Genomic DNA, 21,681 nt, shown 5'->3' with positions numbered 1-21,681 from the left:
GTCGTCGCGCAGCACAATCCCGGGACCGAAATCCTTGAAAGTGGGACTAAAGGCCCAAGACCCGGGCTGCGCGCGTCGATAGACTCCTGTACCGGGTGGGAGCAGTCTCGCGTGGAAGGAACCCAGGTGACCGCAATCCTCAATGGTCGTGACGTGCAGTCGATACGCGTTGTGCCGGAATCGAATTCGGGAGCTCTGCGATCGGACATGCGCACGAGTGAGCGGTACTTGCGTGCCGCGGTCACCGACCTCATCGAGCGCAATTTCCGTGACCCCGACTTCAGTGTCGAGATGGTCGCCCGGCACCTGCACGTGAGTCGCCGGCATCTCTACCGGGTGCTCGCCGGCGGCACCACGTCGCTCGCCGAGATGATCGCCGACCGGCGCCTGGAATGGGCGCAGGGGCTGCTCATGGGCCCGGGCAACCTGAAACTCGAGGCCATCGCACACGCGTCGGGGTTCGCCTCGACGGCGACGATGCGTAACCGGTTCCGGTCGAAGTTCGGTTGCACACCCGACGAGTTCCGCCGGACCGCACCGATGTCGTCTCCGGACGCCGAGGCGAGCTGACGCCACTCCGGCACAAGCATGTCCATGCCTGCGCCGGAGTCCTGGTCATCGTCGGCCGGTGACCGTCACACCGTGCACAGGGGCGAGTAGTCGCTGCGCCCGCCGGTGGTCGGGGAGACGAGGAAGGTGCACGGGTTGTATCCGACCTTCTCGATCTTCCGCGTCAGGCGACGCAACTCCGAGTTGGGCACGACCTTGTCGCGCGAGAGCAGGAATCCCGATCCGCGGGTGGGGTCACCGACGATCGCGTACTGGTAGGGCCCGTCGGGGTTCGCGCCGTCTTCGAGGTAGGCGACGATGTAGTTGGGCGCGCCGCCGGGGTTGATGCTCCCCGGGGTCTGCGGGAACCGAACGCTCAGTTGGGCATTCGTCTGCGGATCAACGACGGTCGCCCGGCCGACGACGCCACCGCGCATGCCGGTCGGTCCGGTGCACTGGTTGTCGACGCCGATGGTTTTTGGGTCGATGTAGGTATAGGTCGCGCTGGTGTCCCGGGCGCAGGTGACCCCGAAGAAGGACGGCACGGTTGCGAGTTGCCACCACTTGCCGAGGTAGCGGTCCACCTCGACCTTCGCCACCGGGGCCAGCGGCGCGGCCTGCGCCGCCCCCGTACCGGCTGCGAAGCCGACACTGAGGAGTACGCCGGCGGCAAGGGCTGCAAGGGACCGGGTGATGCGCATGGTGTTCCTTCCGGGCGATTCGTCGTCGCGCCGCTCCGAGGTGGAGCGGCGTCATCAGACGATTCGGACCGGATGCGCGTCGTGGATTGGTCGTCGTGCAGCCCTTGTCCCAGCGAGTCCGTTTCGCCTGTCAGAGCCGCTGGCTCACAGGTTGTATTCGTTGTTGGGGTTCCAGGTGGAGACGGCCCAGATGACGATGAGGTCCAGGACGATGATCAGGATGGCCCAGGCCGGGTAGTAGGGCAGCCACAGGAACTGCGCGATGATCGACAGCGAGGCGATGATGATCGCCGAGATGCGTGCCCAGTCGGCGCCCACGGCGAGACCGCCGGCGACGAGGACCCCGATGATGCCGAGGACCAGGTGGATCCAGCCCCAGGTGGTGAGGTCGAACCGGAAGATGTAATCGGGGCCGGCGACGAACAGGTCGTCGTTCGCGATCGCCGAGATGCCCTGGAAGATCGAGACCAGTCCGGCTACGAAGAGCAGCGCGGCGGCCACGATCGCGATGCCGAATGCGAAACCCTGCTTCGCAGACGAGTTCGCCTGCTGATCCGGGGAAGCGCTCATGGTTGGCGTGTCCTTTCAGTGGTTGTACGCCGACTCCTGGTCCCGACCGACGGCGCGGCGGCACTGGTACGGATGGACCACAACAAGGATGGGGTGCGCGAAGCGCTTCCGCACAGCGTTTGAGCCAGTCCGGGCGCATCTTTGACCAGGCGAATCGTCCGCCACTGGCGCGTGTGGCAGCACTCAGCGGGTCCGCTCGCGCCACGAGGTCAGTTTGTCGGGGTTGACCATGAGCCAGACGTCGACGACGCGCTCCGCCTCGACGCGCAGGCTCACCACTCCGTACAGGGCGTCTCCCATCAGCATCTGATAGCCGAGTCCGTCAGCTGTCCGGGTTTCGGCGAAGCGAAGCTCTGGTTGTTTGGCGAGGACGCCCAGCAGGAACCGGGCGACGTGTTCCGCCCCGATCACCGGTCGACGGGCAGCGCTCACGAGCCCGCCGCCGTCGGAGCGTAGCTCGACGCCCGGAGCGAGCACTCGCATCAGCTCGTCTAGGTCGCCGCCTCTGGTGGCGGCGAGGAACTTCTCGACTGTTGCGTCGTGGTCGGCGTCGGTCACGGCCACGGTCCGTTGCTCGCGGACGTGTCGCCGAGCCGCCGAGGCGAGTTGCCGCGTCGCGGCGGGTGAACGTCCCACGATCTGTGCGATCTCATCGAACGGCACCGCGAAGACGTCGTGCAGGACGAACGCCACTCGCTCGGCAGGCGTCATCGCCTCCAGTACGACAAGCAGCGCGGTGCTGACGGCATCATCGAGGGTGACGCGATCGGCGGGGTCGGTGACCGGAGCCGTCCCCGAGAAGAGGTCTGCCGGAACCGGTTCGGGTAGCCACTCGCCGACGTACTGTTCACGCCGGGCACGGGCGGAACCCAGCAGGTCCAGCGCAACGCGGCTCCCCACCCGGGTGAGCCAGGCCGCCGGGTTGGAGATCGCAGCCCGCTCGGCGTCGGTGAGCCGATACCAGCGCAGGTAGGTCTCCTGGACGACGTCCTCGGCGTCGGAGAGCGTGCCGGTCATGCGGTAGGCCATCGACTGCAGACGTCTCCGCTCGTCGTGAACGTCTCCCAGATGAGCTGGGAGCGGCTCGGATTGGTCGCTCATGGTCGGATCATGCCACCTTCGTGTCGACGTGGACGTCCAGAGGTGTCGTCCCGGCGGGCGCATCGAACGGCGTGACGGTCGTGGCCGGCGAGACGATGTCGCGTCGGCCCACGAAGGCGCCGAACCACCCGAGGAGTACCCGCACCTTCCGTTCCCAGGTCGGCACGGCGAGGACGTGGTACCCGCGGTGCATCGCCCATGCCGGCCACCCCCTGATCACCAGGCGCTTGTACTGGAACAGTCCGTCGCCACGCCCGAGGGTGGCCACGACTCCGAGGCCGGCGTGCGTGTAGTTCCTCGGCTCGTCGCCGTCGAGGACGGCCGCGATGTTGGCAGCCAGGAGCCGGGCCTGGCGAACGGCGTGCTGCGCGTTGGGAACGGTCAGGGTGTCGTTGCCGACGGCGAGGTCGGGGATGGCTGCGTTGTCGCCGGCGGCCCACGCGTCGGCGACGATGGCGTCGTCCGTTCCGATCCGGAGGTCGGGGCGGGTGACGAGATAGCCGCGGTCATCGACCGGCAGGTCGGTGTGGTTGGCGACGACGCCGTTCGCGGCATTGCCCGCGGTCCACACGATCAGGTCCGAGTCGAACGCCTCTCCCGTCGACAGGACGACGTGCCCGCCCACCGCCGAGACCAGCTGGGTGTTCAGGTGCACGTGCGCACCGCGTGTGCGAAGACGTTCGACGACCCATCGTCCCGGCTTGTCGGTGACCTCGGGCAGGATGCGGTCCCTGGCCTCGATCAGGTGGAACTCCAGTTCTTCCTGGCGGATCTCCGGGTAGTACCGCAGCTGTTCGGTTGCGAGAGAGAGGGCTTCGCCGAACCCCTCGACGCCCGAGAAGCCGCCACCGACGAAGGTGACGGTCAGCAGCCGTGCGCGCTCGGGTCCGTCCGGAAGGACGGCCGCTCGCTCGAACGCTGTCAGGAGCCGGTCGCGGATCGCGACGGCTTCCTCGACGTTCTTCAGGCCGATGGCGTGCTCGGCGAGGCCCGGGATGGCGAACGTGCGGGTGACCGCCCCTGCGGTGACGACGATGATGTCGTAATCGAACCGGAGCGCTCGGCCGTCCAGCGCCCGCGCCCGCACTGTCCGATGTGCGTGATCGATGTCGGTGACGGTCGCCGGCACCAGCGTGGTCGTCCGTAGGTGACGCCGCAGCGACACGAGCGTGTGCCGCGGCTCGACCGCACCCGAGACCACTTCGGGAAGGAATGGTTGATAGGTCATGTACGGACGCGGATCGACCAGCGTCACGTGTACGTGCCGGCGGCGTGTGCTCTTCTCGAGGTGCAACGCGGTGTAGAGCCCCGCGTACCCGCCACCGACGATGAGGATCTCTGTCATCTCGTGCCTCTCCTTCGATGTGTTCACTCCTACGACGACGCAGGGGGCACATGTGTGAGGTCGTCGAGGCGCGGCCACCGGGACCTCACATGTGCGGCCGCTGCGTCGTCGTCTCTGTGACAACACATCACCAGGAGGTCCCCATGAGTACCGAGGAACCCCAGCTGTCCACGTCCGTGATCGTCATCGGCACAGGCGGATCGGGTTTGCGCGCGGCGATCGAGCTCGCCGAGGCCGGCGTCGACGTGCTGGCGGTCGGAAAGCGACCGAAGATGGATGCGCACACCTCGCTCGCCGCGGGTGGTATCAACGCGGCGCTCGGGACCATGGACGTTTCGGATTCGTGGCAGCAGCACGCCGCGGACACGATCAAGGAGAGCTACCTCCTCGCCGACCCGCACACCGTCGATGTCGTAACCCGCGGTGCCGCGCAGGGTATCGAGGACCTCGAGCGATACGGGATGAACTTCGCCCGGGAGTCCGACGGACGGATCTCGCAGCGGTTCTTCGGGGCCCACATGTATCGGCGCACGGCCTTCGCCGGCGACTACACCGGGCTCGAGATCCAGCGCGCCCTGATCCGACGGGCGGACGAGCTCGGTGTCGAGATCATCGACAGTGTCTACATCACCCGAATCCTGGTGCGCGACAACGCGGTGTTCGGCGCGTATGGGTTCGACCTGACAGACGGAACGCGGTACCTCATCAGGGCGGACGCGGTCATCCTCGCCGCAGGTGGGCACACTCGGATCTGGCGTCGCACGTCTTCCCGCCGTGACGAGAACACGGGTGACTCCTTTCGACTCGCGGTGGAAGCCGGTGGGCGAATTCGGGATCCCGAGTTGGTCCAATTCCACCCATCAGGGATCATCGAGCCCGAAAGCGCCGCCGGCACTCTGGTTTCCGAGGCCGCACGAGGTGAGGGCGGCATCCTGACGAATGCACTCGGTGAACGGTTCATGGCGCGCTACGACCCCCAGCGGATGGAACTGTCGACGCGGGACCGGGTTGCCCTGGCGGCGTACACCGAGATAAAAGAAGGACGCGGTACCGCCAACGGCGGAGTCTGGCTCGACGTCTCGCACCTCCCGCGGGAGACGATCATGACCCGACTGCCCAGGGTCTATCAGGCAATGCTCGAACTGCAGATGCTCGACATCACTCGCGCACCCATCGAGATCGCGCCCACCGCGCACTATTCGATGGGCGGGGTGTGGGTTCGCGCCGACGATCACACCACCGGGGTCGACGGGTTGTACGCAGTGGGTGAGGCTGCCAGCGGACTACACGGAGCCAACCGACTCGGCGGCAATTCACTGATCGAACTGCTGGTGTACGGGCGGATCGTAGGACGCGCCGCGGCCGCGTACTCGGCAGGCCTCGACGTGCAGAAGCGGTCACCGGAGGCGGTCGCCGAAGCGCGTGGGGAGATCGACACCCTGCTCGGCGCCGATGGCCCCGAGAACGTCCGGGCCCTGCAGCGGGGCATACGCGACATCATGACCGAATACGCCGGAGTGGTGCGCGACGAAACCGGCCTCCGGCGTGGTCTGGCCGAACTCGATGCCATCGAGGAGCGTATGCGGGACATCGGGATTCATCCCGACATCGCCGGGTACCAGGATCTCGCGCACGCATTCGATCTCAAGTCCGCGGCTCTTGCCGCCCGCGCCACGATGGAAGCCGCGCTGGAGCGGCGCGAGACGCGTGGCTGCCACAACCGCAGTGATCACCCGGATCTCGATCCCGCTTTCCAGGTGAATCTCGTGTGGTCGCCGTCCGGGATCGTGCGGGAACCGATTGCTCCCATCGCACCTGAGGTCGCGGAGCTGATGCAGGAGGTCTCGACCGAGGGAAAGCTGGTCGAGTAGTCAACGTCCGGAGTCGTGCACCGCGGCCGCGGCAAGGTCCCAGAGCCGTTGCGCGGCCACGGAATCGACGGCGTGCGGCGCGACGCCTGTCGGTCCGGCCGTTGTCACGGGTGCGGGTTGATTGTCCTCGAAGTACCGGCCCGTGACTTCGGCGATCGCCGGGGACGCGGCCAGCAGGACACTCGGAGCCGCTCCTTCGGAGAGCGTCTTCGAGTAGGGCTGGGTGATGACGTTGCCGTCGTCATCGATCGCGCCCATCGCCCGCATGGTCGCGTCGTCGACGTGTCGTTGCAGGCCGGTCATCACCCAGCCGGGGTTCAGCGCATTGGCGGTGATCCCGTCCTCAGCCCACCGCTGCGCCGCGGCCACTGCCCAGAGGACGCCGGCTGTCTTGGACTGTCCGTAGGCCGACCATCGGTCGTAGGTGCGCCGTCGGAAGTGGGGGTCATCGAAGTCGAACGGCGTGTCCCGGTGTGCCCCCGACGACACCACGACCAGGCGGCCGGTTGCCGCGGCCAGGGAAGCGTGGAGTTCCCCGGCCAGCGCGAAATGCCCGAGGAAGTTCACGGCGAGATGGTGTTCCCACCCAGAGGCGTCGAGCTGATGATCCGGGTAGGCCATGATCCCGGCGTTGGCGATCAGGGCGTCGAGCGGACCGTCCCATCGTCGACCGAATGCCCGTACCGAGTCGAGGTCGGCGAGATCGAGCTGTTCGGCACGAACCCGCGGCGAGAGGCGACCCACCCGGCTCGGGTCCCGGACCGCCACGACGACCTCGGCGCCTGCTCCGGACAGTGCCCGGCTGATCTCGGCTCCGATGCCGGAGCCGCCGCCGGTGACGATGAAGCGAGTGCCGGCGAGGTCGATGCCGTTCAGGACGTCAGATGTCGTCGAATGTGCGGTGAAAGTGGTCATGTGGATGAGGTTATGCCGACCTGGCTGGACGGGGAATGGCTATTCGGCGCGATTTCATGTGCGAGAGTCCAGAATGGTCGTATGGATCCCCTTTCCGACGTACTCCGGGTTGCCGAGGTGACCGCGCACCTGTCCGCCGGGATGTCGGGTCGTGGGCGCTGGTCCGTAGCTTTCGACGCGCCTCCCGGCATCAAGTTCAACGCTGTGCGACGGGGGAGATGCGTCCTGCGGGTCGGCGACGAGGTGATCCAGCTCGCCGAGGGCGACTGTTTTCTCCTGGCGGCTCGCCTGCCGTTCGTTCTCGCAACCGATCCGTCGATGAGGTCCGAGCCCGCGCACCTCGTCTTCGCCGGGGTCGATCTCGCACGCGTCGGTGAGGCCACTGGTGATCGGGTGGAGCTGATCGGTGGCCGATTCGATTTCGGCGCCCGGGCGCACGAGCTGCTCATCGACCGCCTCCCGGCGGTGGTCCACGTCGCCTCCGACCATCCCGACGCCGCGTCGATCAGGGACGACATCGCTGTCATCGACGCGGAGTTGCGGTCGTCGCAGCCCGGGGCCGAGGTCGTCGCCGAAAGTGTGGCGACGGCGATGCTGGTTCGAATCCTGCGTCTCGAGCCGACGGGCGCCACCGGAATACTGACGGGCCTGCGCGACCCGGTGGTGGCCGCGGCGGTGAGCGCCATCCACCGGGATCCGGCATATCGGTGGACGGTGGCCGAACTGGCGTCCGTCGCGTCGGTCTCACGTTCCACGCTCGCGATCCGGTTCGAGCGGTCGGTGGGCATGGGGCCGCTCGCCTACGCCACGGCGTGGCGGATGGAACTCGCGGCGCAGCGACTGCGCGCGGGCGACGAGACGCTGGCCACGATCGCCCGCGAGGTCGGGTACGGGTCGGCCAGCGCACTGACAGTGGCGTTCACACGCGTCATCGGCACATCGCCCGACGCGTACCGGCGCGTCCGTGCAGTTGACCAGGCGATTTAGTACTCGGCCGAGGCGGGGTATAAGCTATCGCAGGCTACACACGGGGTGTGGCGCAGCTTGGTAGCGCGCTTCGTTCGGGACGAAGAGGTCGTGGGTTCGAATCCCGCCACCCCGACGCAAGGTTGAGATTGCAGAAGAGACCCTGACCTGGAGAAATCCGGTCGGGGTCTCCTCGTATCCGAAGGTCTGCGTCACTCGAGGTCGTCGGCCGACGAGAGCCGACCGCCGATGTGCGCCAGGATGATCGGGTCGTCGGTGAGAACCCGATCGACCTCCTCGCCGCCGTCGCATCTCAGCAGACCCAGGGTGACGCCGTCCGGTCCATGGTGGACCACCCGCCACGACGCCCCGGAGTCCTCCCAGCGCAACAGGTCGTCGAGGGTCATCGGGGAGTCGCCCCCTCGGGCGGGCTCAGTTGCCGCGCGAGATCGAGCAGATCCGTCGCGTGGAAGTCGTTGTCCGGTGAGCCGGAATCGTCCTTCTCGTCCCCGCCCCACTCGTCCGGCCGCTCGACGAACGCCGTTCGCAGCCCGAAGGACCGCGCTGCGTCGAGATCGCTCTGGTGGGTCGCGACCATCATCACCTCGGCGGGTTCGACCTCGAGGAGATCGGCCAGCCCGCAGTAGGTCTCGCGTGCCGGCTTGTAGTGCCGCCAGATGTCGGAACCGCCGATCACGTCCCACGGGAAGTCGTTGTGCCGGGCCATGTCCGTGAGCAGGGCGACGGTGCCGTTGCTGAGTGCGCAGATGATGAAGTCCCGCTTGAGTTGTCGGAGTCCCTCCGACGCATCCGGCCAACCGGGGATCGTCCGCCACGCGCGGACGAGAGAGCCGGCCTGCTCGTCGTCGAGTGCGACTCCGAACAGAGCGGCGACGTCGTGCAGCGTCTCGGTCTGCAGATCATCGAGGCGACGCCACGGCAATTCGCCGGATTCGACGCGGGCCAGGATCGGTGAGTACCGGCGTCGCCACTCTTTGGCGAACGCTGCGGCGTCGACTCCCGGGACGACAGCACGGACGGCACCGGAGATGCCGGTGAACCAGTCGGTGACCGTCCCGAAGGTGTCGAACGCGAGGACCTTCACTCGGGGGTGAAGGTCAGTGCTCACATGGTCTCCCGGGCCAGCTGCGGCAGCGACTGGTCGGCGTCGTAGTCGGCGTCGCCGTGCGACACCGGTGTGAGGGTGACCAGGCTGGCCTCGGGGCGGCAGCAGAAGCGTGCCGGGGCGTACGGGGACGTGCCCAGACCCGCACTCACGTGCAGCTTCATCGACGACCCCCAGCTCGACGGACCCTTCACCCGGGACCGGTCGAGCTGGCAGTTCGTCACCAGTGCACCGACGAACGGCAGGCAGAGCTGCCCGCCGTGCGTGTGGCCTGCCATGACCAGGTCGTAACCGTCGGCCGCGAAGCGGTCGAGAACCCGCGGCTCCGGCGAATGGGTGAGGCCCAGACGCAGATGTGCCAGCGGATTCGGGCGGCCGGCGATCGTCTCGTACCGGTCCCGCTCGATGTGGGGATCGTCGACCCCGGCCGCGACGACACGAACGCCACTGACCTCCAGCTCGCGGACCGTGTGTGTCGCGTCGAGCCAGCCGCGCTCGGTGAACGCCGCCCGCAGGTCCTGCCACGGCAGCGGCTCGCCCTGCGTGCGCTGATGGTCCTTCTTGAAGTACTTGAGCGGATTCTTGGGCTTGGGACCGAAGTAGTCGTTGGACCCGAAGACGAACAGTCCGGGCCGCGACAGCAGACCACCGAGCGCCTGGACCACCGACGGCACGGCCTGCGGGTGCGCGAGGTTGTCGCCGGTGTTGACCACGAGGTCCGGTTCGAGCGCCTCGAGCTCGGCGATCCACGCCTGCTTGAGACGCTGGTTGGGCATCATGTGCAGGTCGCTGATGTGAAGGACCCGCAGCGGCGAGGCGCCGGGTTCGAGGACCGACAGCGTCGTGTGGCGCAGCGCGAAGGCGTTGCGCTCGATCACCGTCGAGTAGAACAACCCGGCCGCGGCGAGTCCCGCCACACCGGCCAACGCGCGGACGGGTACCCCGGAACCGGACGGACCGAGGCGGGGGATGCCGAGGCGTGCGATGTCGAGTTCGGAGTGCTGCATCACCCCAGAATACGCATCCTGCTCGACGATCCCGTCCCGGTTTCGGGAGCGGCTTGTCGCGGACGGGCCGCGGGTCAGCCGGGTAGCTGGATCACCACCGGTCCGACGCCGGGCACCACGACCGTGGTCTCGGTGGGACCGCCCTCGTCACCGCCGGCGCGGCGCCCGTTGCTGACGTAGATGGTCACCGTGCTGCCGGGCATGGCCGAGTCGGACGGTGCGGTGAAGACCACGGTGCCCTGCGGACGCCCGCTGTCGACGTCGAGTTCGCTGACCTTGAATCCGGCGCCCTGCAGGCGTGATGTGGCCTCGCTGGCGGGGAGACCGCTGACCTGCGGGATGCGGCCCCGGTCGCTGCCGTTCCAGTACGCGCGGTCGATCGGGGGCAGCCGAACCGGTCCGAACTTGGTCGCGACCGGTCGAACCGCCTGGAACCAGGTCCGGGCGGGCTCCATGCCGCCGAACACGTTGCCGTCGTAGCAGGAACGGAGCGGGCTGGTGCACACGCCCTGCGGGTTCGGGCCGTCGCTGTAGACGTAGGCGGCGCCCGCGATCTGGTTGGTGAAGCCGAGGAAGGCCGAGGACCGGTACGCCTCGGTGGTGCCGGTCTTACCCGACATCGGCAGCGTCCATCCCGCGGAGCCCGCGGCGGCGGCCGCGGTTCCGGCGCCCACGTCGTCCTTGCTCATGGTGTTGGCGAGAGTGTGTGCGAGCCCTTCGTCGACGACCTGCTCGCACGGAGGTGTCGTGAACGGCACCGAGACCAGGGCGCGTCGGCCTTCGGCATCCATGACGGGGTTGCCGTACTGATCGCGCTTGATGCGGCTGATCGACTTGATCGGATTCGGCGGGCACCAGGTGCCGCCGGAGGCGATCGTCGCGGCCACGTTCGCCAGTTCGAGGCCGTTGATGGGGAGCGGCCCCAGGGTGAACGACCCGAAGTTCCCGTCCTTGACGTACTGGGCCATGCTCTTCTCGCCGTTCCCGGATGACCCGGGAATCGTGTACGAGCGCAGGCCGAGTCGGACCGCCATGTCGACGGCCGGCTTCACGCCCACCTGCTGCAGCAGTTTCACGAACGCCGTGTTGGGGGACTGGGCGAGAGCGTCGGTCACCGACATCGAGGCCGGGTACCGGCCGCTGTTGCGGACGCAGTAGGCGTTGGGCGGGCAGCCGTTGACCCCGCCGCTGTTGCCCATGCCCTCGACCGCGACCGACCCGGGCACCGGAATGCTCGAACCGGCGGCGAGTCCCTTCTCCATCGCAGCCGCGACGGTGAAGATCTTGAACACCGAACCGGCGCCGTCGCCGACCATGGAGAACGGCTGCGGCTGCATCGTCTCGCCTCGGCCGAGATCGAGGCCGTAGTCGCGGCTCGACGCCATCGACAGCACGTCGTGCGATCGGGTGCCCGGACGGACCGTGCTCATCACGTCGGCGACACCGTCGGCGGTCGGGCTGGCCTGACTCTTCACCGCGCGGACCGTGGAGCGCTGGACCTCGGGGTCGAGCGTGGTCTGGATGATGTAGCCGCCGCGCAGGACCGAGTTGCGGGACATGCCGTTCTCGGCGAGGAACTGCAGGGCGTAGTCGCAGAAGAAGCCGTTGTTGTCCGCCGCGATGCACCCCTGCGTCGGGGTCTGCGGACGCGGGAGCACGCCGAGAGGCGTCTCCTTGGCCGCGACCAGCTCGTCGCGTCGTTCCGGGAAGTTCTCGATCATCGTGTCCAGCACGAGGTTCCGCCGAGCGAGAGAGGCCTCGGGGTTCGAATAGGGGTTCAGGGCCGAGCTGGACTGCACCATGCCGGCGAGCAGTGCGGCCTGCTCGACGCGCAGATCCTTGGCGGGGATGCCGAAGTAGGTCTGCGCGGCGGCCTCGATGCCGTAGGCGTTGTTGCCGAACGGCACGACGTTCAGGTAGCGGGTGACGATCTGCTTCTTCGCCTCCTGCTTTGCGGCGGCGTCGTCGAGTCCCTTGTCGCGTTTGGCCTGATCGATGAGGGTCTGCTCGAGGGTGAGCGCCATGCGCACCTCGCGGAGCTTGCGCGCGGGCGTGGTCTCGACCGCTGCCTGCCGGTCGGCCTCGGTCCGGGCCAGCACGAGGAGTTGATAGTTCTTGATGTACTGCTGGTCGAGCGTCGACGCACCCTGCTGGACCTCGCCCGACGACGAGTTCTTCAGCGCGGCACGGATGGTGCCCTTCCAGTCGACGCCGTCGTGCTCGAGGAACCGCCGGTCCTCGACCGAGATGATCGCCCGAATCATGTCGGGCGAGATGTCGTTGTAGCCGACCTGGTAGCGGTACTGGTCGAACAGCACCGCGATCGGCTTGCCGTCGACGTCGGTCATCGTGGTGACCTCCGGCAACGTGCCGCTGAGTAGTTCGGAGGACACGTTCTCGACAGCGGCCGCCGCTCGGTTGGAGACGACGCCGATTCCGCTGGCGACGGGGTAGAGCAGGCCGGCGACGAGAACTCCGGCCAGCAGGCTCGCCCACGCCAGCGACCACAGTTTCTTCGACATCACCCCGACAGGATACGTGCGTTCGTCTTCGGCATCGTCCTGCCTCGCCCGCGGGCGGCGTGGACAGGGAAACCTGCGGGTGATCGGGTGTCCCCATTTCTGGTGCCCCGCCGACCCGGACGCGCGCGACCGTCGCCGCCTCCGAACGGATGAGTTTGCACGGTTGTCCCACTTTGTTGCTTCCAGGGGTTGCGCCCCAAAGCACAGATCCCTAGATTGAGTGCAGAATGTGACTCACATAACAGTCCGCTGCAAATGTGGTTTGAGCAGCGGGTTGAGGCGTTCTCGCAGCTACGCAGATACGACAGGTAGGGGTGGCGGATGGCGACAGCGGTAGTTTCCAACGAAGAAGAGCGCTTGGCGTGGGTTGCTCAGGCGCGGTGCCGAGGGGGAGACCCCGATGACCTGTTCGTGCGGGGTGCGGCCCAGCGCAAGGCCGCAACGATCTGCCGTCACTGTCCGGTCCAGCTCGAATGCGGTGCCGATGCCCTCGACAACCGCGTCGAATTCGGTGTCTGGGGCGGGCTGACCGAACGGCAGCGGCGCGCCCTCCTCCGCCAGCATCCCGAGGTCACGTCCTGGTCGGCGTTCTTCGCCGCACAGGTTCGGCGCCACCGCGACGCGGTCTGAGCCCACGCGAATCCAACGAGCCGTGTCGAGTGAGGTTTCGACACGGCTCGTCGCATGCTCGACCAAGAGGCTGACGGCTCGTCACATGCTCGATGAGCGGGGGAGCGTAGCGGTCAGCCCCGGCCGGTGATCTGCTCGGCCACCGCGCGGAGCGCGGTCACGTCCGCCACCTCGAACGGCAGCGCCGGCACCCCGACGATCGGCACGCGCGGGTGCGATGCGGTGAACCGTTGCAGCAGATGCAGTTCGCGCTTGCCGGTGGCGGCCCGGTCGGCGTGGATCCGAAGGACGCCGCGAGCGAGGTCGTCGGTGACCGACTCGAGGGCGACCAGAGCGGCCTCTTCGTGGATCGACGTCAGGTTCGGGTGAGTTCGGTTGAGGATCAGGCCGGCCAGCGGCATCGACTCCTCCGACAGGCGATCGACGAAGAACGCGGCTTCCCGCAGGGCGTCGGCCTCGGCCGCGGCCACGACGGCGAACTGGGTACCCGGCTGCTTCAGCAGTGCGTAGGTCTTGGCGGCGCGGTCCTGGAACCCGCCGAACATCGAATCCAGTGATTGGACGAAGGTCGCGACGTCGCGGAGCATCTCGCCGCCGATGATCGTCGAGACGCCGCGCATGGCCAGGCTCATCGCGCCGGTCACCATGCGGCCGACCCCACGGCCACCGCCGACGAGCACCTTCATCAGACGACCGGAGAGGAACGAACCCAACCGTTGCGGCGCGTCGAGGAAGTCGAGTGCGTTCCGCGACGGCGGGGTGTCGACGACGATCAGATCCCAGTGATCCTGCTCGAGCAGCTTGCCGAGCTTCTCCATCGCCATGTACTCCTGCGTCCCGGAGAACGACGAGGCCACGGTCTGATAGAAGGAGTTCTCCATGATCGCCTCGGCGCGCTCAGGTGTGGAGTACTCGAGCACCATCTCGTCGAAGGTGCGTCGCATGTCGAGCATCATGGCGTCGAGCGTGCCCTTGCCGTCGATCGCGACCGGTTGCGGATCGTTGGTGAGTTCGGACATCCCGAGCGACTGGGCCAGGCGTTTGGCCGGATCGATCGTCAGCACGGCAACGGTCCGGCCCTGCTCCGCGGCATACATGGCCATCGCGGCGGCGGTGGTCGTCTTGCCGACTCCGCCTGCGCCACAACAGATGACGACACGGGTCGACGGGTCGGTCAGCACCGAGCCCATCTTGAGGTCGAGTGGCATCACGCACCCGCTTTCTGGAGGAGGTCGGCCAGCTCGTAGATGGAACCCAGGTCCACACCGTCGCCGAGCGACGGTAGTTCGAGTGTCGGCAACTCCACCTCGTCGAGCTGCGCCTTGGCGATCTGCTGGGCCTGCAACCGGGTCGCGTGCTCGATGGTCTCGGTGAGCAGGCCGGCCAGATCCCCCTCGGCCAGTGTGAGTCCGGCGGCGGTCAGGCCGTCCTCCACTCGACCCGCGTCGACCCATCCCTCGGCGATCTCGTCGATCGCGTCGGCGGGTAGGTGGGGCTCGCTCACGCGGTTGATGACGAGGCTGCCGAGGTTGAGGCCCTTCCCGCGCAACTCGTCGATCGCCTCGATGGTCTCCTGGATGGGCATCGCCTCCAGGAGCGTCACGAGGTGGATGATCGTCTCCTCCGAATGCAGGAGACGGACCACGCCCTCGCTCTGATTGCGGATCGGACCCGTCTTGGCGAGGTCGGCCATGGCCTGCGTGACGTCGAGGAAGTTCCCGATCCGGCCGGTCGGCGGTGCGTCCACGACCACCGCGTCGTACACGCGGTTGCCCTGCTTGTCCGTGTGGATGATGCGCTCTTTGATCTTGCCGGTGAGCAGCACGTCACGGAGGCCGGGGGCGACGGTCGTGACGAAGTCGATGGCGCCGATCCGCTTCATCGCGCGGCCGGCGAAGCCGAGGTTGTAGAACATGTCGAGGTACTCGAGCAGGGCGTGCTCGATGTCGATCGCCAGCGCGGACACCTCGCCGCCGCCCTCGGCGGTCGCGATGCGGGTGTCGGTCGGCGGCAATGGCGGGAGGTCGAAGACCTGCGCGATGCCCTGGCGTCCCTCGGTCTCGACGAGGAGGACCTTCTTGCCGTCGGCGGCGAGCGCGAGTGCCAGCGCCGCGGCGACGGTGGTCTTCCCGGTGCCGCCCTTCCCCGACACGAAGTGCAGGCGGGCGCGCGCGGCGGCCTCCGGCCACTCGTTCTCGCGCGCGACGGACGAACTGTCTGTCACAGCACTGCCGGAAGCGTTGTCTGTCACGCCGGAATCGAGCGACTCACCCGACCCGGATCGTGAGCCCTGTTCATTGGCCACCGCAACACCTTATCCATTGACCGTCGCCAGATAGGGTGAGTCCATGAGTGAAGTGACCGCGTGGGAATACGTGACCGTGCCTCTGTTGACGCACGCCACCAAGCAGATCCTCGATCAGTGGGGCGCCGACGGTTGGGAACTGGTGTCGGTTCTGCCCGGTCCGACGGGCGAACAGCACGTCGCGTACCTGAAGCGACCCAAGGGCTGACCATGGCGACGACGTGGTCAGATCGTCTCGCCGAGCTGGGCATCGAGCTCCCGTCCGTGGTGCCGCCGGTGGCGAGTTACACCCCGGCCGTGCGCACCGGCAGCCTTGTCTACACCTCCGGTCAGTTGCCCGTGGTCGGCGGCGAACTGTCGGTGCGCGGCAAGGTACACGACGGCGCCGAAGGCGTCGTTCGGCCGGAGGAGGCGACCGCGGCCGCCCGGGTGTGCGCACTCAACGCCCTCGCCGCGATCGACGCGCTGGTCGGTATCGACGCGATCGTTCGTGTGGTCAAGGTCGTCGGATTCGTGGCGTCCGCGCCGGGTTTCACCGGGCAGCCGAAGGTGATCAACGGTGCGTCGGACGTCCTCGGTGAAATCTTCGGTGAGGCCGGCGTGCACGCGCGCTCCGCGGTCGGTGTGGCCGAACTCCCGCTCGGTGCGCCGGTCGAGGTGGAACTGATCGTCGAAGTGGCCTGACGTCCGCTTTGGACGTCGCACTCCTCGTCGCAGCGGCCGCCGCGGCCGGTTGGGTCGACGCCGTGGTCGGGGGCGGTGGGCTCGTCCTGATCCCAGCGATGCTGATCGCCCAGCCGGGGCTGCCCATCGCGACGGCTCTGGGCACCAACAAGCTGGCCGCGGTCTTTGGGACCGCGTCGGCGGCGTGGCGCTACGTGCGCCACGTCCGGATCGATCTGCGCCGCCTCATCCCGGTCTTCGTTGCGGCTCTGGTCTTCTCGGCACTCGGTGCGATGGTGGCAGTTGTCCTGCCCACCGAGATCTTCACCCCGATCGTGCTGGTGATGCTGGTCGGTGTCGGACTGTTCGTCGCGCTCAATCCCGGCTTCGGGAGTGATACGTCGACGGGTCCACGCTCGCGCGTCTCGACGATCGCGGGTCTCGTGCTCGCCGGTGTCGTCGTGGCGTTCTACGACGGGGTGATGGGTCCCGGGACCGGGACGTTCCTAATCATCAGCCTGACCGCGCTGGTCGGGACGAGCTTTCTGGAGAGCTCGGCGATGGCCAAGGTCATCAACACCGGCACCAATCTCGGCGCCCTCACGGTGTTCGGCCTGCAGGGAAATGTGCTGTGGCTGTTGGGGCTCGGCCTTGCGGTCGCCAATATCGCCGGCGCCCAGATCGGCTCGCACATGGCGATCGGTCGCGGGAGTTCGTTTGTGCGGTGGGTACTGCTGGCCGTCGTCGTCGTGATGGTGGGCAAGCTCGGGTACGACCTGATCGCCGGGTGAGGACGACTGCGCACGGCCGAACACCGGTGTGAACCGGCTCGGCCGGACTATGCTCTTCACGTCGAACCCGCGGCGGGCGGGCCCGCGACGCGACTGTCGTAGAGGCGGTGCACCATCAGCGATTCGACATCTTCCGAGACCGCGGTTCCGTTGTCGGGTAAGCAGCGCGTCCTGGCCCTGCTGCTCGCGATGGCGATGTTCGTCCTCGTCGTGGACACCTCGTTCATGAATGTGTCGATCTCGGCTGTGGTCCGCGATCTGGACACCACTGTCAGTGGGGTGCAGTCGGCGATCGCCCTCGAGGCGTTGGTGTCCGCCGCGTTCATCTTGATCGGCGGCAAGGTCGGGGATCTGATCGGCCGGCGGCGGGCCTACGTGATCGGGTTGCTGGCGTACGCCGTCGGCGCGTCCGCCATGGCAGTCGCCCAAGGTCTCACGACGATCATCGTCTTCTGGGCGATCGTGGGCGGGGTGGGGGCGTCGCTCCTGCTGCCGGCCATGCAATCGCTGGTACACGGCAACTTCCAGGGTGACGACCAGAAGCGGGTGTACGCCCTCGTGGGCGCCGCGGCGGCGATTGCGGCCGCGGTCGGACCGCTCCTCGGTGGTTTCATCACCACGTACCTGTCATGGCGGCTGGCCTTCGTCGGCGAGGTCGTGATCATCGCAATCGTGCTGTGCGGTATGGGTTTGGTGCGCGACGTCGCGTACACGGGACCGCGCGGAGTGGACCCGATCGGCGCGCTGCTCTCCGTGCTGGGGATGGGCGGGATCGTCCTGGGGATTCTCGTCTGGCAGGAGGGCGGTGAGGCCGTCGGCATCCTGCTGGTCGTCGGCGCGGGGGGTCTGGGCGGACTGGCCTGGTGGTTGATCCGCAGGCGCCGCAACGGGCGGCCCACGCTCCTCGACCCGGATCTGTTCCGCTCGAAGCCCTTCCGTCTGGGAGTGACTCAGCAGCTGCTCCAGCAGATCGCGCTCGGCGGCATCATGATCTCGCTGCCGATCTACCTTCAGATGGTCCTCGAGTACAACGCCATGGAAGCCGGCCTGTCGCTGGCGCCCCTGTCGCTCAGCATGTTCGCGGTCGCGCTGGTGGCCGGCCGACGGGCCCACACCCGGCCCCCGTCGACGATCGTGCTCGGCGGTTTCGGGTTGCTCACGCTGGGGGTTGCCGTGCTCCTGCCGATCGTGCCGCGAGCCGACTTCGGCTGGGGGTTGATAGTGCCGCTCATCGTGGCCGGCGCCGGGCTCGGACTGCTCGTCTCGCAGCTGAACGACTACACCCTGGGGCCGGTGAGCGACGAGCGGGTGAGCGAGGCCGCCGGAACGAACTCCGCGGCCGGGTCATTCGGATTGTCCTTCGGACTCGCGAGTGCCGGTGCGATTCTCCTCGCCTCACTCGCCTTCGGGTTCGTCCGCGAGACAGAGTCCAGCGACGTCCTGGCGCCCTCGGAACAGCAACGTGTCGCGCAAGTGCTCGACGACGATGCGCAGGTGATGAGCAACACCCAGCTGACCGAGTTGCTGGCCGGTCAGCCCGCCGATGTACGCGACGAGATCATCGCGATCAACACCGAGGTCCGGCCGGTGGCGCTACAGGTGGCGCTGTTGGTCCCGCTGGCCGCGGGCGTGCTCGGCACGGTCAACTCGCTCCGGATGAGGAGCGGGCCGGGGCGCCGGCAATCATGAGCTCGCATCTCGCCCTGCAGCGCCGAACCATCGGCCTGCTCTGCATGGCCCAGATCCTCGGCGGCTTGTCGATGGGCGGGGCACTGGCGCTCGGTGCGATTCTCGGTGAGGAACTGTCGGGGACGGAATCACTGGCCGGGATGCCGACCACCGTGCTCACGCTCGGGGCCGCCGCCGCGGGTCTCCCGCTGGCGTCGCTGGCAGCCGGGCGCGGCCGTCGTCCAGCGCTGACAACTGGTCTTCTGATCGCCGGTGTCGGGGCCCTGGTCGTTGCCGGGGCCGTCGACCGCGGATGGTTCGCGTTGATGCTCATCGGTATGGCCGGGGTGGGGTCGGGCACCGCGGTGAGCCTGCAGGCACGTTTTGCGGCCACGGATCTGTCCTCGGCGGGCACGCGGGGTCGCGACCTGTCGCTCGTCGTGTGGACGACGATGGTCGGCGCGGTGATCGGGCCCGCGGTGGTCCCGCTCGGTGCGACGGTCGCGAGGTGGTTCGCGATGGCCGATCTGGCGGGGCCGTTCCTCGTCGGTGCCGCGGGGTGCTTCGGCGCGGCGGCCGTGCTGTTCGTCGGGCTGCGCCCCGATCCGCTCGTGGTGGCGATCGGCGAAGCGGGCGGGTCGCGCGCCAAGGTGTCTCTGGCGGAGGGGTTGTCGGCGATCGTGCATTCTCCGCCGGCCCGCGCGGCGATGGCCGCGGTGGTGTCGGCGCACGCGATCATGGTCGGCGTGATGGCGCTGACGCCCGTCCACATGCATCACGGGGGCGCCTCGGTGACCCTGGTCGGCCTGTCCATCAGCGCCCACATTGCCGGCATGTACGCCTTCGCGCCGGTGATGGGACTGCTCGCCGATCGAACCGGGCGGATCCCGGTGATCCTCGGCGGTCAGGCAGTACTCGCCGTCAGTTGCGTCGTCGGTTTCGTGTTCGTCGACTCGCAGACGGGCCTCGTGGTGGCATTGGTGCTGCTCGGTGTCGGGTGGTCGGCGTCGACGGTGGCGGCCTCCACACTCCTCACCGACAGTGTGGACACCGCGCGACGCGCTCCGGCACAGGGTGTTTCGGATACATCGATGAGTCTGGCGGGTGCGGCCGCGGGTGCGCTCGCCGGGCTGGTCGTCGGGGCCTTCGGCTATCCGACGCTGGTTCTGGGCGCCGCCGTGATCGCTGTGCTGACCGCGGTGTATGTGGTACTCGACGGTGTCCGCGACCGGCGTCGAAACGCGTTGGCCTAGTGTTCGACACACTGTCAGACGAGTAGAAGGGTCGTCGGATGCCGGCACCGCAACTCCTCGGACGCACCGGGACCGTGACGATGTCGATCCCCGGAGGCGAGGGCCTCGGCGAGATCGACCTGCCGTTCGGCGGTGGGACCGAGCGATTCCTCGCGCGTGCCACCGGACCGATCGTTCTCGACTCCGCTGTACTCGTCATCGCCGAGTGGCCGGGTCGGATCGTCGACGTCGAGCCGTGGGAGCCGGTCCCCGGGTCCACACATGGTGCGCCGAACCGCACCATGTGAACAACCGATCGCCGTGAGTCGCCGGATGCGGCAAGATCTGAGTCCGACATGACCACCCCGCTCGCTTCGCTCCCGGCGCCGCGACACGACCACCCCGCTCGCCGCGCACCCGGCGCCGCCAACACCAGGCCCGCTCGCTTCGCTCCCGGCGCTGCGACACCCGGCCCGCTCGCGTCGCTCCCGGCGCCGACGATCTCGAGGAGAACCCATGCTCGGCTACTACGTTCCCGAACCCGACGAGGCGATGTTGATCTCCGGCGCCAAGTCCGACACCGACGACGCGCCGTTCGTCGTGGTGGTCGGTCACGGCAAATGGGTCATGCCCTTCTTCCGCAAGGTCCGTTTCCTGTCGATGGCACTGCACGAGGCGACCATTCGCGAGGTCTGCGTGACCACCCAGGGCATCCAACTCAACGTGCGGGCGGTCATCGCCCACAAGGTCGGCAACGACGTGGTGTCGATCGTCAATGCCGGGCAGCGCTTCATCTCCGAGCAGGAGAACGAGATGAATCAGCTGACCGGACAGGTCTTCTCGGGCCATCTGCGGTCCATTGTGGGCTCGATGACGGTCGAGCAGATCATCCGTGAACGCGACACCCTGGCACGTCAGGTGCTCGACGCATCCAAGCGCGAGATGGGATCGATCGGTCTCGTGGTCGACTCGTTCCAGATCCAGTCGATCGACGACATGGACTCCGGGTACATCAACGCGCTGGCCGCTCCGAACATCGCCAAGGTGCAGCGGGAGGCGGCCGTCGAACGTGCTCGCGCCGACCAGGAATCGGCGAAGGCGCAGCAGGAGTCGCTGCGCAACCAGGCCGACTACGAGCGGGAGACGGCCATCAAGCGGGCCGCGATCAAGGCCGAGACCGACAAGGCCAATGCCGAAGCCGCGCAGGCCGGTCCACTCGCGCAGGCCAGGGTCAACCAGGAGGTCATCCGCGAACAGTCCCTGCTCGCCCAGGCTCAGGCCGAACTCCGTGAACAGGAACTGATCTCGGAGGTCGTGAAGCCGGCGGAGGCAGAGGCGCTGCGACGGCAGATCATCGCCGAGGCCGAGGCCAAAGCTGTCGAGATCCAGTCCGCGGCCGCCGCACAACACAACCGGATCGCCCTCGACCAGCAGCTCATCGAAGCCCTGCCCACGCTTGTCGCGGAGGTCGCCAAGGGCCTGAGCACCGCGAACCTCACCGTGTACAACGGCGCCGAGGGTGTCAACGAGATCATGACGGGTGTGATCACCCAGGGCGCCGCGCTGCTGCGCAGTCTGCAGGACCAGGTGGCACCGGCGGTAGTCGACGACACGTCCGATGAGTACTCCGTGAACGGCGCCCCCGTCAGCGGGAACTGAGGACCGAAGACCTTCTCCGATCACGGTCGGATGGTCGGGCTCCGCCCGGGCATTCGCATC

22 protein-coding genes and 1 tRNA gene are annotated in these 21,681 nt (G+C 67.8%); 12 read left to right on the top strand and 11 right to left on the bottom strand.

Translation table 11 applies throughout. From position 1 onward, the window contains the following. The first annotated feature begins 126 nt into the window (after nucleotides 1-126). Nucleotides 127-570 carry a helix-turn-helix transcriptional regulator gene (locus ACFW3F_RS08265; RefSeq protein WP_388056114.1) on the top strand — a complete coding sequence of 148 codons (444 nt, stop codon included), beginning with the start codon at nucleotides 127-129 and terminating at the stop codon, nucleotides 568-570. 65 nt (nucleotides 571-635) lie between these two features. Here the strand turns inward: ACFW3F_RS08265 and ACFW3F_RS08260 are convergent, their stop codons facing one another. The 4 genes from ACFW3F_RS08260 to ACFW3F_RS08245 form a co-directional block, all read right to left on the bottom strand. Next, nucleotides 636-1,250: a lipocalin family protein gene (locus ACFW3F_RS08260; RefSeq protein WP_388056112.1), complete on the bottom strand. Its 615-nt coding sequence runs from the start codon at nucleotides 1,248-1,250 to the stop codon at nucleotides 636-638. A 144-nt stretch (nucleotides 1,251-1,394) separates the two neighbouring features. Then, nucleotides 1,395-1,820: a hypothetical protein gene (locus ACFW3F_RS08255; protein ID WP_388056110.1), complete on the bottom strand. Its 426-nt coding sequence runs from the start codon at nucleotides 1,818-1,820 to the stop codon at nucleotides 1,395-1,397. Between the two features lie 183 nt (nucleotides 1,821-2,003). Then, a complete protein-coding gene (sigJ, locus tag ACFW3F_RS08250) occupies nucleotides 2,004-2,921 on the bottom strand; it encodes an RNA polymerase sigma factor SigJ (protein WP_388056108.1) in 918 nt (305 codons plus the stop codon). Nucleotides 2,922-2,928: 7 nt separating this feature from the next. After that, nucleotides 2,929-4,266 (bottom strand): NAD(P)/FAD-dependent oxidoreductase, encoded by a 1,338-nt coding sequence (locus ACFW3F_RS08245; protein ID WP_388056106.1) that lies wholly within the window; start codon nucleotides 4,264-4,266, stop codon nucleotides 2,929-2,931. Nucleotides 4,267-4,409: 143 nt separating this feature from the next. On the opposite strand from ACFW3F_RS08245, the gene ACFW3F_RS08240 reads away from it, so the two are divergent. Further along, nucleotides 4,410-6,137, top strand: a complete 1,728-nt coding sequence (locus ACFW3F_RS08240; RefSeq protein WP_388056104.1) for an L-aspartate oxidase — start codon at nucleotides 4,410-4,412, stop codon at nucleotides 6,135-6,137. On the opposite strand, the gene ACFW3F_RS08235 is transcribed toward ACFW3F_RS08240, so the two are convergent. Then, a complete protein-coding gene (locus ACFW3F_RS08235) occupies nucleotides 6,138-7,052 on the bottom strand; it encodes an SDR family NAD(P)-dependent oxidoreductase (protein ID WP_388056102.1) in 915 nt (304 codons plus the stop codon). Nucleotides 7,053-7,133: 81 nt separating this feature from the next. On the opposite strand from ACFW3F_RS08235, the gene ACFW3F_RS08230 reads away from it, so the two are divergent. After that, entirely contained in the window at nucleotides 7,134-8,039 is a 906-nt protein-coding gene (locus tag ACFW3F_RS08230) for an AraC family transcriptional regulator (RefSeq protein ID WP_388056100.1), read from the top strand. A gap of 41 nt (nucleotides 8,040-8,080) precedes the next feature. Further along, nucleotides 8,081-8,154 (top strand) — tRNA-Pro (locus tag ACFW3F_RS08225). A 76-nt stretch (nucleotides 8,155-8,230) separates the two neighbouring features. On the opposite strand, the gene ACFW3F_RS08220 is transcribed toward ACFW3F_RS08225, so the two are convergent. The 4 genes from ACFW3F_RS08220 to ACFW3F_RS08205 form a co-directional block, all read right to left on the bottom strand. Then, nucleotides 8,231-8,425, bottom strand: a complete 195-nt coding sequence (locus tag ACFW3F_RS08220; RefSeq protein ID WP_388056098.1) for a hypothetical protein — start codon at nucleotides 8,423-8,425, stop codon at nucleotides 8,231-8,233. Further along, entirely contained in the window at nucleotides 8,422-9,147 is a 726-nt protein-coding gene (locus ACFW3F_RS08215; RefSeq protein WP_388056096.1) for a haloacid dehalogenase type II, read from the bottom strand. Before ACFW3F_RS08215 ends, ACFW3F_RS08220 begins: the two co-directional genes overlap by 4 nt. Then, complete coding sequence (locus ACFW3F_RS08210) at nucleotides 9,144-10,151, bottom strand: metallophosphoesterase (protein ID WP_388056094.1); 1,008 nt, start codon at nucleotides 10,149-10,151, stop codon at nucleotides 9,144-9,146. Before ACFW3F_RS08210 ends, ACFW3F_RS08215 begins: the two co-directional genes overlap by 4 nt. A 74-nt stretch (nucleotides 10,152-10,225) precedes the next feature. Beyond that, nucleotides 10,226-12,673, bottom strand: a complete 2,448-nt coding sequence (locus tag ACFW3F_RS08205; RefSeq protein ID WP_388056092.1) for a penicillin-binding protein — start codon at nucleotides 12,671-12,673, stop codon at nucleotides 10,226-10,228. Nucleotides 12,674-12,994: 321 nt separating this feature from the next. On the opposite strand from ACFW3F_RS08205, the gene ACFW3F_RS08200 reads away from it, so the two are divergent. After that, nucleotides 12,995-13,303 carry a WhiB family transcriptional regulator gene (locus ACFW3F_RS08200; protein WP_388056090.1) on the top strand — a complete coding sequence of 103 codons (309 nt, stop codon included), beginning with the start codon at nucleotides 12,995-12,997 and terminating at the stop codon, nucleotides 13,301-13,303. 113 nt (nucleotides 13,304-13,416) lie between these two features. Here ACFW3F_RS08200 and ACFW3F_RS08195 read toward each other — a convergent pair whose 3' ends face one another. Then, nucleotides 13,417-14,511: an ArsA family ATPase gene (locus ACFW3F_RS08195; protein WP_388056088.1), complete on the bottom strand. Its 1,095-nt coding sequence runs from the start codon at nucleotides 14,509-14,511 to the stop codon at nucleotides 13,417-13,419. Then, complete coding sequence (locus tag ACFW3F_RS08190; RefSeq protein ID WP_388056086.1) at nucleotides 14,511-15,608, bottom strand: ArsA family ATPase; 1,098 nt, start codon at nucleotides 15,606-15,608, stop codon at nucleotides 14,511-14,513. The genes ACFW3F_RS08195 and ACFW3F_RS08190 overlap by 1 nt, the downstream gene beginning before the upstream one ends. Before the next feature lie 43 nt (nucleotides 15,609-15,651). Between ACFW3F_RS08190 and ACFW3F_RS08185 the strand changes: the two genes are divergently transcribed. From ACFW3F_RS08185 to ACFW3F_RS08155, 7 genes are all read left to right on the top strand, one after another. Further along, a complete protein-coding gene (locus tag ACFW3F_RS08185) occupies nucleotides 15,652-15,816 on the top strand; it encodes a DUF4177 domain-containing protein (protein ID WP_004022081.1) in 165 nt (54 codons plus the stop codon). A 2-nt stretch (nucleotides 15,817-15,818) separates the two neighbouring features. After that, on the top strand, nucleotides 15,819-16,292 hold the full coding sequence (locus ACFW3F_RS08180) for a RidA family protein (RefSeq protein WP_388056084.1): 474 nt from the start codon (nucleotides 15,819-15,821) through the stop codon (nucleotides 16,290-16,292). 8 nt (nucleotides 16,293-16,300) lie between these two features. Then, nucleotides 16,301-17,062 (top strand): TSUP family transporter, encoded by a 762-nt coding sequence (locus ACFW3F_RS08175; RefSeq protein ID WP_388056082.1) that lies wholly within the window; start codon nucleotides 16,301-16,303, stop codon nucleotides 17,060-17,062. A gap of 189 nt (nucleotides 17,063-17,251) precedes the next feature. After that, a complete protein-coding gene (locus ACFW3F_RS08170) occupies nucleotides 17,252-18,751 on the top strand; it encodes an MFS transporter (protein WP_388056328.1) in 1,500 nt (499 codons plus the stop codon). Then, nucleotides 18,748-19,983, top strand: coding sequence for an MFS transporter (locus ACFW3F_RS08165; RefSeq protein WP_388056080.1), 1,236 nt, complete (start codon nucleotides 18,748-18,750; stop codon nucleotides 19,981-19,983). The genes ACFW3F_RS08170 and ACFW3F_RS08165 overlap by 4 nt, the downstream gene beginning before the upstream one ends. Before the next feature lie 38 nt (nucleotides 19,984-20,021). Next, nucleotides 20,022-20,270 (top strand): hypothetical protein, encoded by a 249-nt coding sequence (locus ACFW3F_RS08160; RefSeq protein WP_388056078.1) that lies wholly within the window; start codon nucleotides 20,022-20,024, stop codon nucleotides 20,268-20,270. Nucleotides 20,271-20,478: 208 nt separating this feature from the next. After that, nucleotides 20,479-21,621 (top strand): flotillin family protein, encoded by a 1,143-nt coding sequence (locus ACFW3F_RS08155; protein WP_388056076.1) that lies wholly within the window; start codon nucleotides 20,479-20,481, stop codon nucleotides 21,619-21,621. The last annotated feature ends 60 nt before the right edge of the window (nucleotides 21,622-21,681 follow it).

It is taken from the genome of Gordonia sp. NPDC058843 (genome assembly GCF_042743165.1).
Lineage (GTDB): Bacteria > Actinomycetota > Actinomycetes > Mycobacteriales > Mycobacteriaceae > Gordonia.
The sequence above is the reverse complement of the archived record's forward strand: the minus strand, read 5'-3'. Positions and strand labels throughout refer to the sequence as shown.

Excerpts from the sequence above, each read along its gene's own strand:
- ACFW3F_RS08230 (WP_388056100.1), top strand. The coding sequence starts at position 7,134 with ATGGATCCCCTTTCCGACGTACTCCGGGTTGCCGAGGTGACCGCGCAC.
- ACFW3F_RS08260 (WP_388056112.1), bottom strand. The coding sequence starts at position 1,250 with ATGCGCATCACCCGGTCCCTTGCAGCCCTTGCCGCCGGCGTACTCCTC.
- ACFW3F_RS08220 (WP_388056098.1), bottom strand. The coding sequence starts at position 8,425 with ATGACCCTCGACGACCTGTTGCGCTGGGAGGACTCCGGGGCGTCGTGG.
- ACFW3F_RS08155 (WP_388056076.1), top strand. The coding sequence starts at position 20,479 with ATGCTCGGCTACTACGTTCCCGAACCCGACGAGGCGATGTTGATCTCC.
- ACFW3F_RS08255 (WP_388056110.1), bottom strand. The coding sequence starts at position 1,820 with ATGAGCGCTTCCCCGGATCAGCAGGCGAACTCGTCTGCGAAGCAGGGT.
- ACFW3F_RS08205 (WP_388056092.1), bottom strand. The coding sequence starts at position 12,673 with ATGTCGAAGAAACTGTGGTCGCTGGCGTGGGCGAGCCTGCTGGCCGGA.
- ACFW3F_RS08165 (WP_388056080.1), top strand. The coding sequence starts at position 18,748 with ATGAGCTCGCATCTCGCCCTGCAGCGCCGAACCATCGGCCTGCTCTGC.
- ACFW3F_RS08185 (WP_004022081.1), top strand. The coding sequence starts at position 15,652 with ATGAGTGAAGTGACCGCGTGGGAATACGTGACCGTGCCTCTGTTGACG.
- ACFW3F_RS08180 (WP_388056084.1), top strand. The coding sequence starts at position 15,819 with ATGGCGACGACGTGGTCAGATCGTCTCGCCGAGCTGGGCATCGAGCTC.
- ACFW3F_RS08160 (WP_388056078.1), top strand. The coding sequence starts at position 20,022 with ATGCCGGCACCGCAACTCCTCGGACGCACCGGGACCGTGACGATGTCG.
- ACFW3F_RS08235 (WP_388056102.1), bottom strand. The coding sequence starts at position 7,052 with ATGACCACTTTCACCGCACATTCGACGACATCTGACGTCCTGAACGGC.
- ACFW3F_RS08245 (WP_388056106.1), bottom strand. The coding sequence starts at position 4,266 with ATGACAGAGATCCTCATCGTCGGTGGCGGGTACGCGGGGCTCTACACC.
- ACFW3F_RS08200 (WP_388056090.1), top strand. The coding sequence starts at position 12,995 with ATGGCGACAGCGGTAGTTTCCAACGAAGAAGAGCGCTTGGCGTGGGTT.
- sigJ (WP_388056108.1), bottom strand. The coding sequence starts at position 2,921 with ATGAGCGACCAATCCGAGCCGCTCCCAGCTCATCTGGGAGACGTTCAC.
- ACFW3F_RS08195 (WP_388056088.1), bottom strand. The coding sequence starts at position 14,511 with ATGCCACTCGACCTCAAGATGGGCTCGGTGCTGACCGACCCGTCGACC.
- ACFW3F_RS08210 (WP_388056094.1), bottom strand. The coding sequence starts at position 10,151 with ATGCAGCACTCCGAACTCGACATCGCACGCCTCGGCATCCCCCGCCTC.
- ACFW3F_RS08170 (WP_388056328.1), top strand. The coding sequence starts at position 17,252 with ATGGCGATGTTCGTCCTCGTCGTGGACACCTCGTTCATGAATGTGTCG.
- ACFW3F_RS08240 (WP_388056104.1), top strand. The coding sequence starts at position 4,410 with ATGAGTACCGAGGAACCCCAGCTGTCCACGTCCGTGATCGTCATCGGC.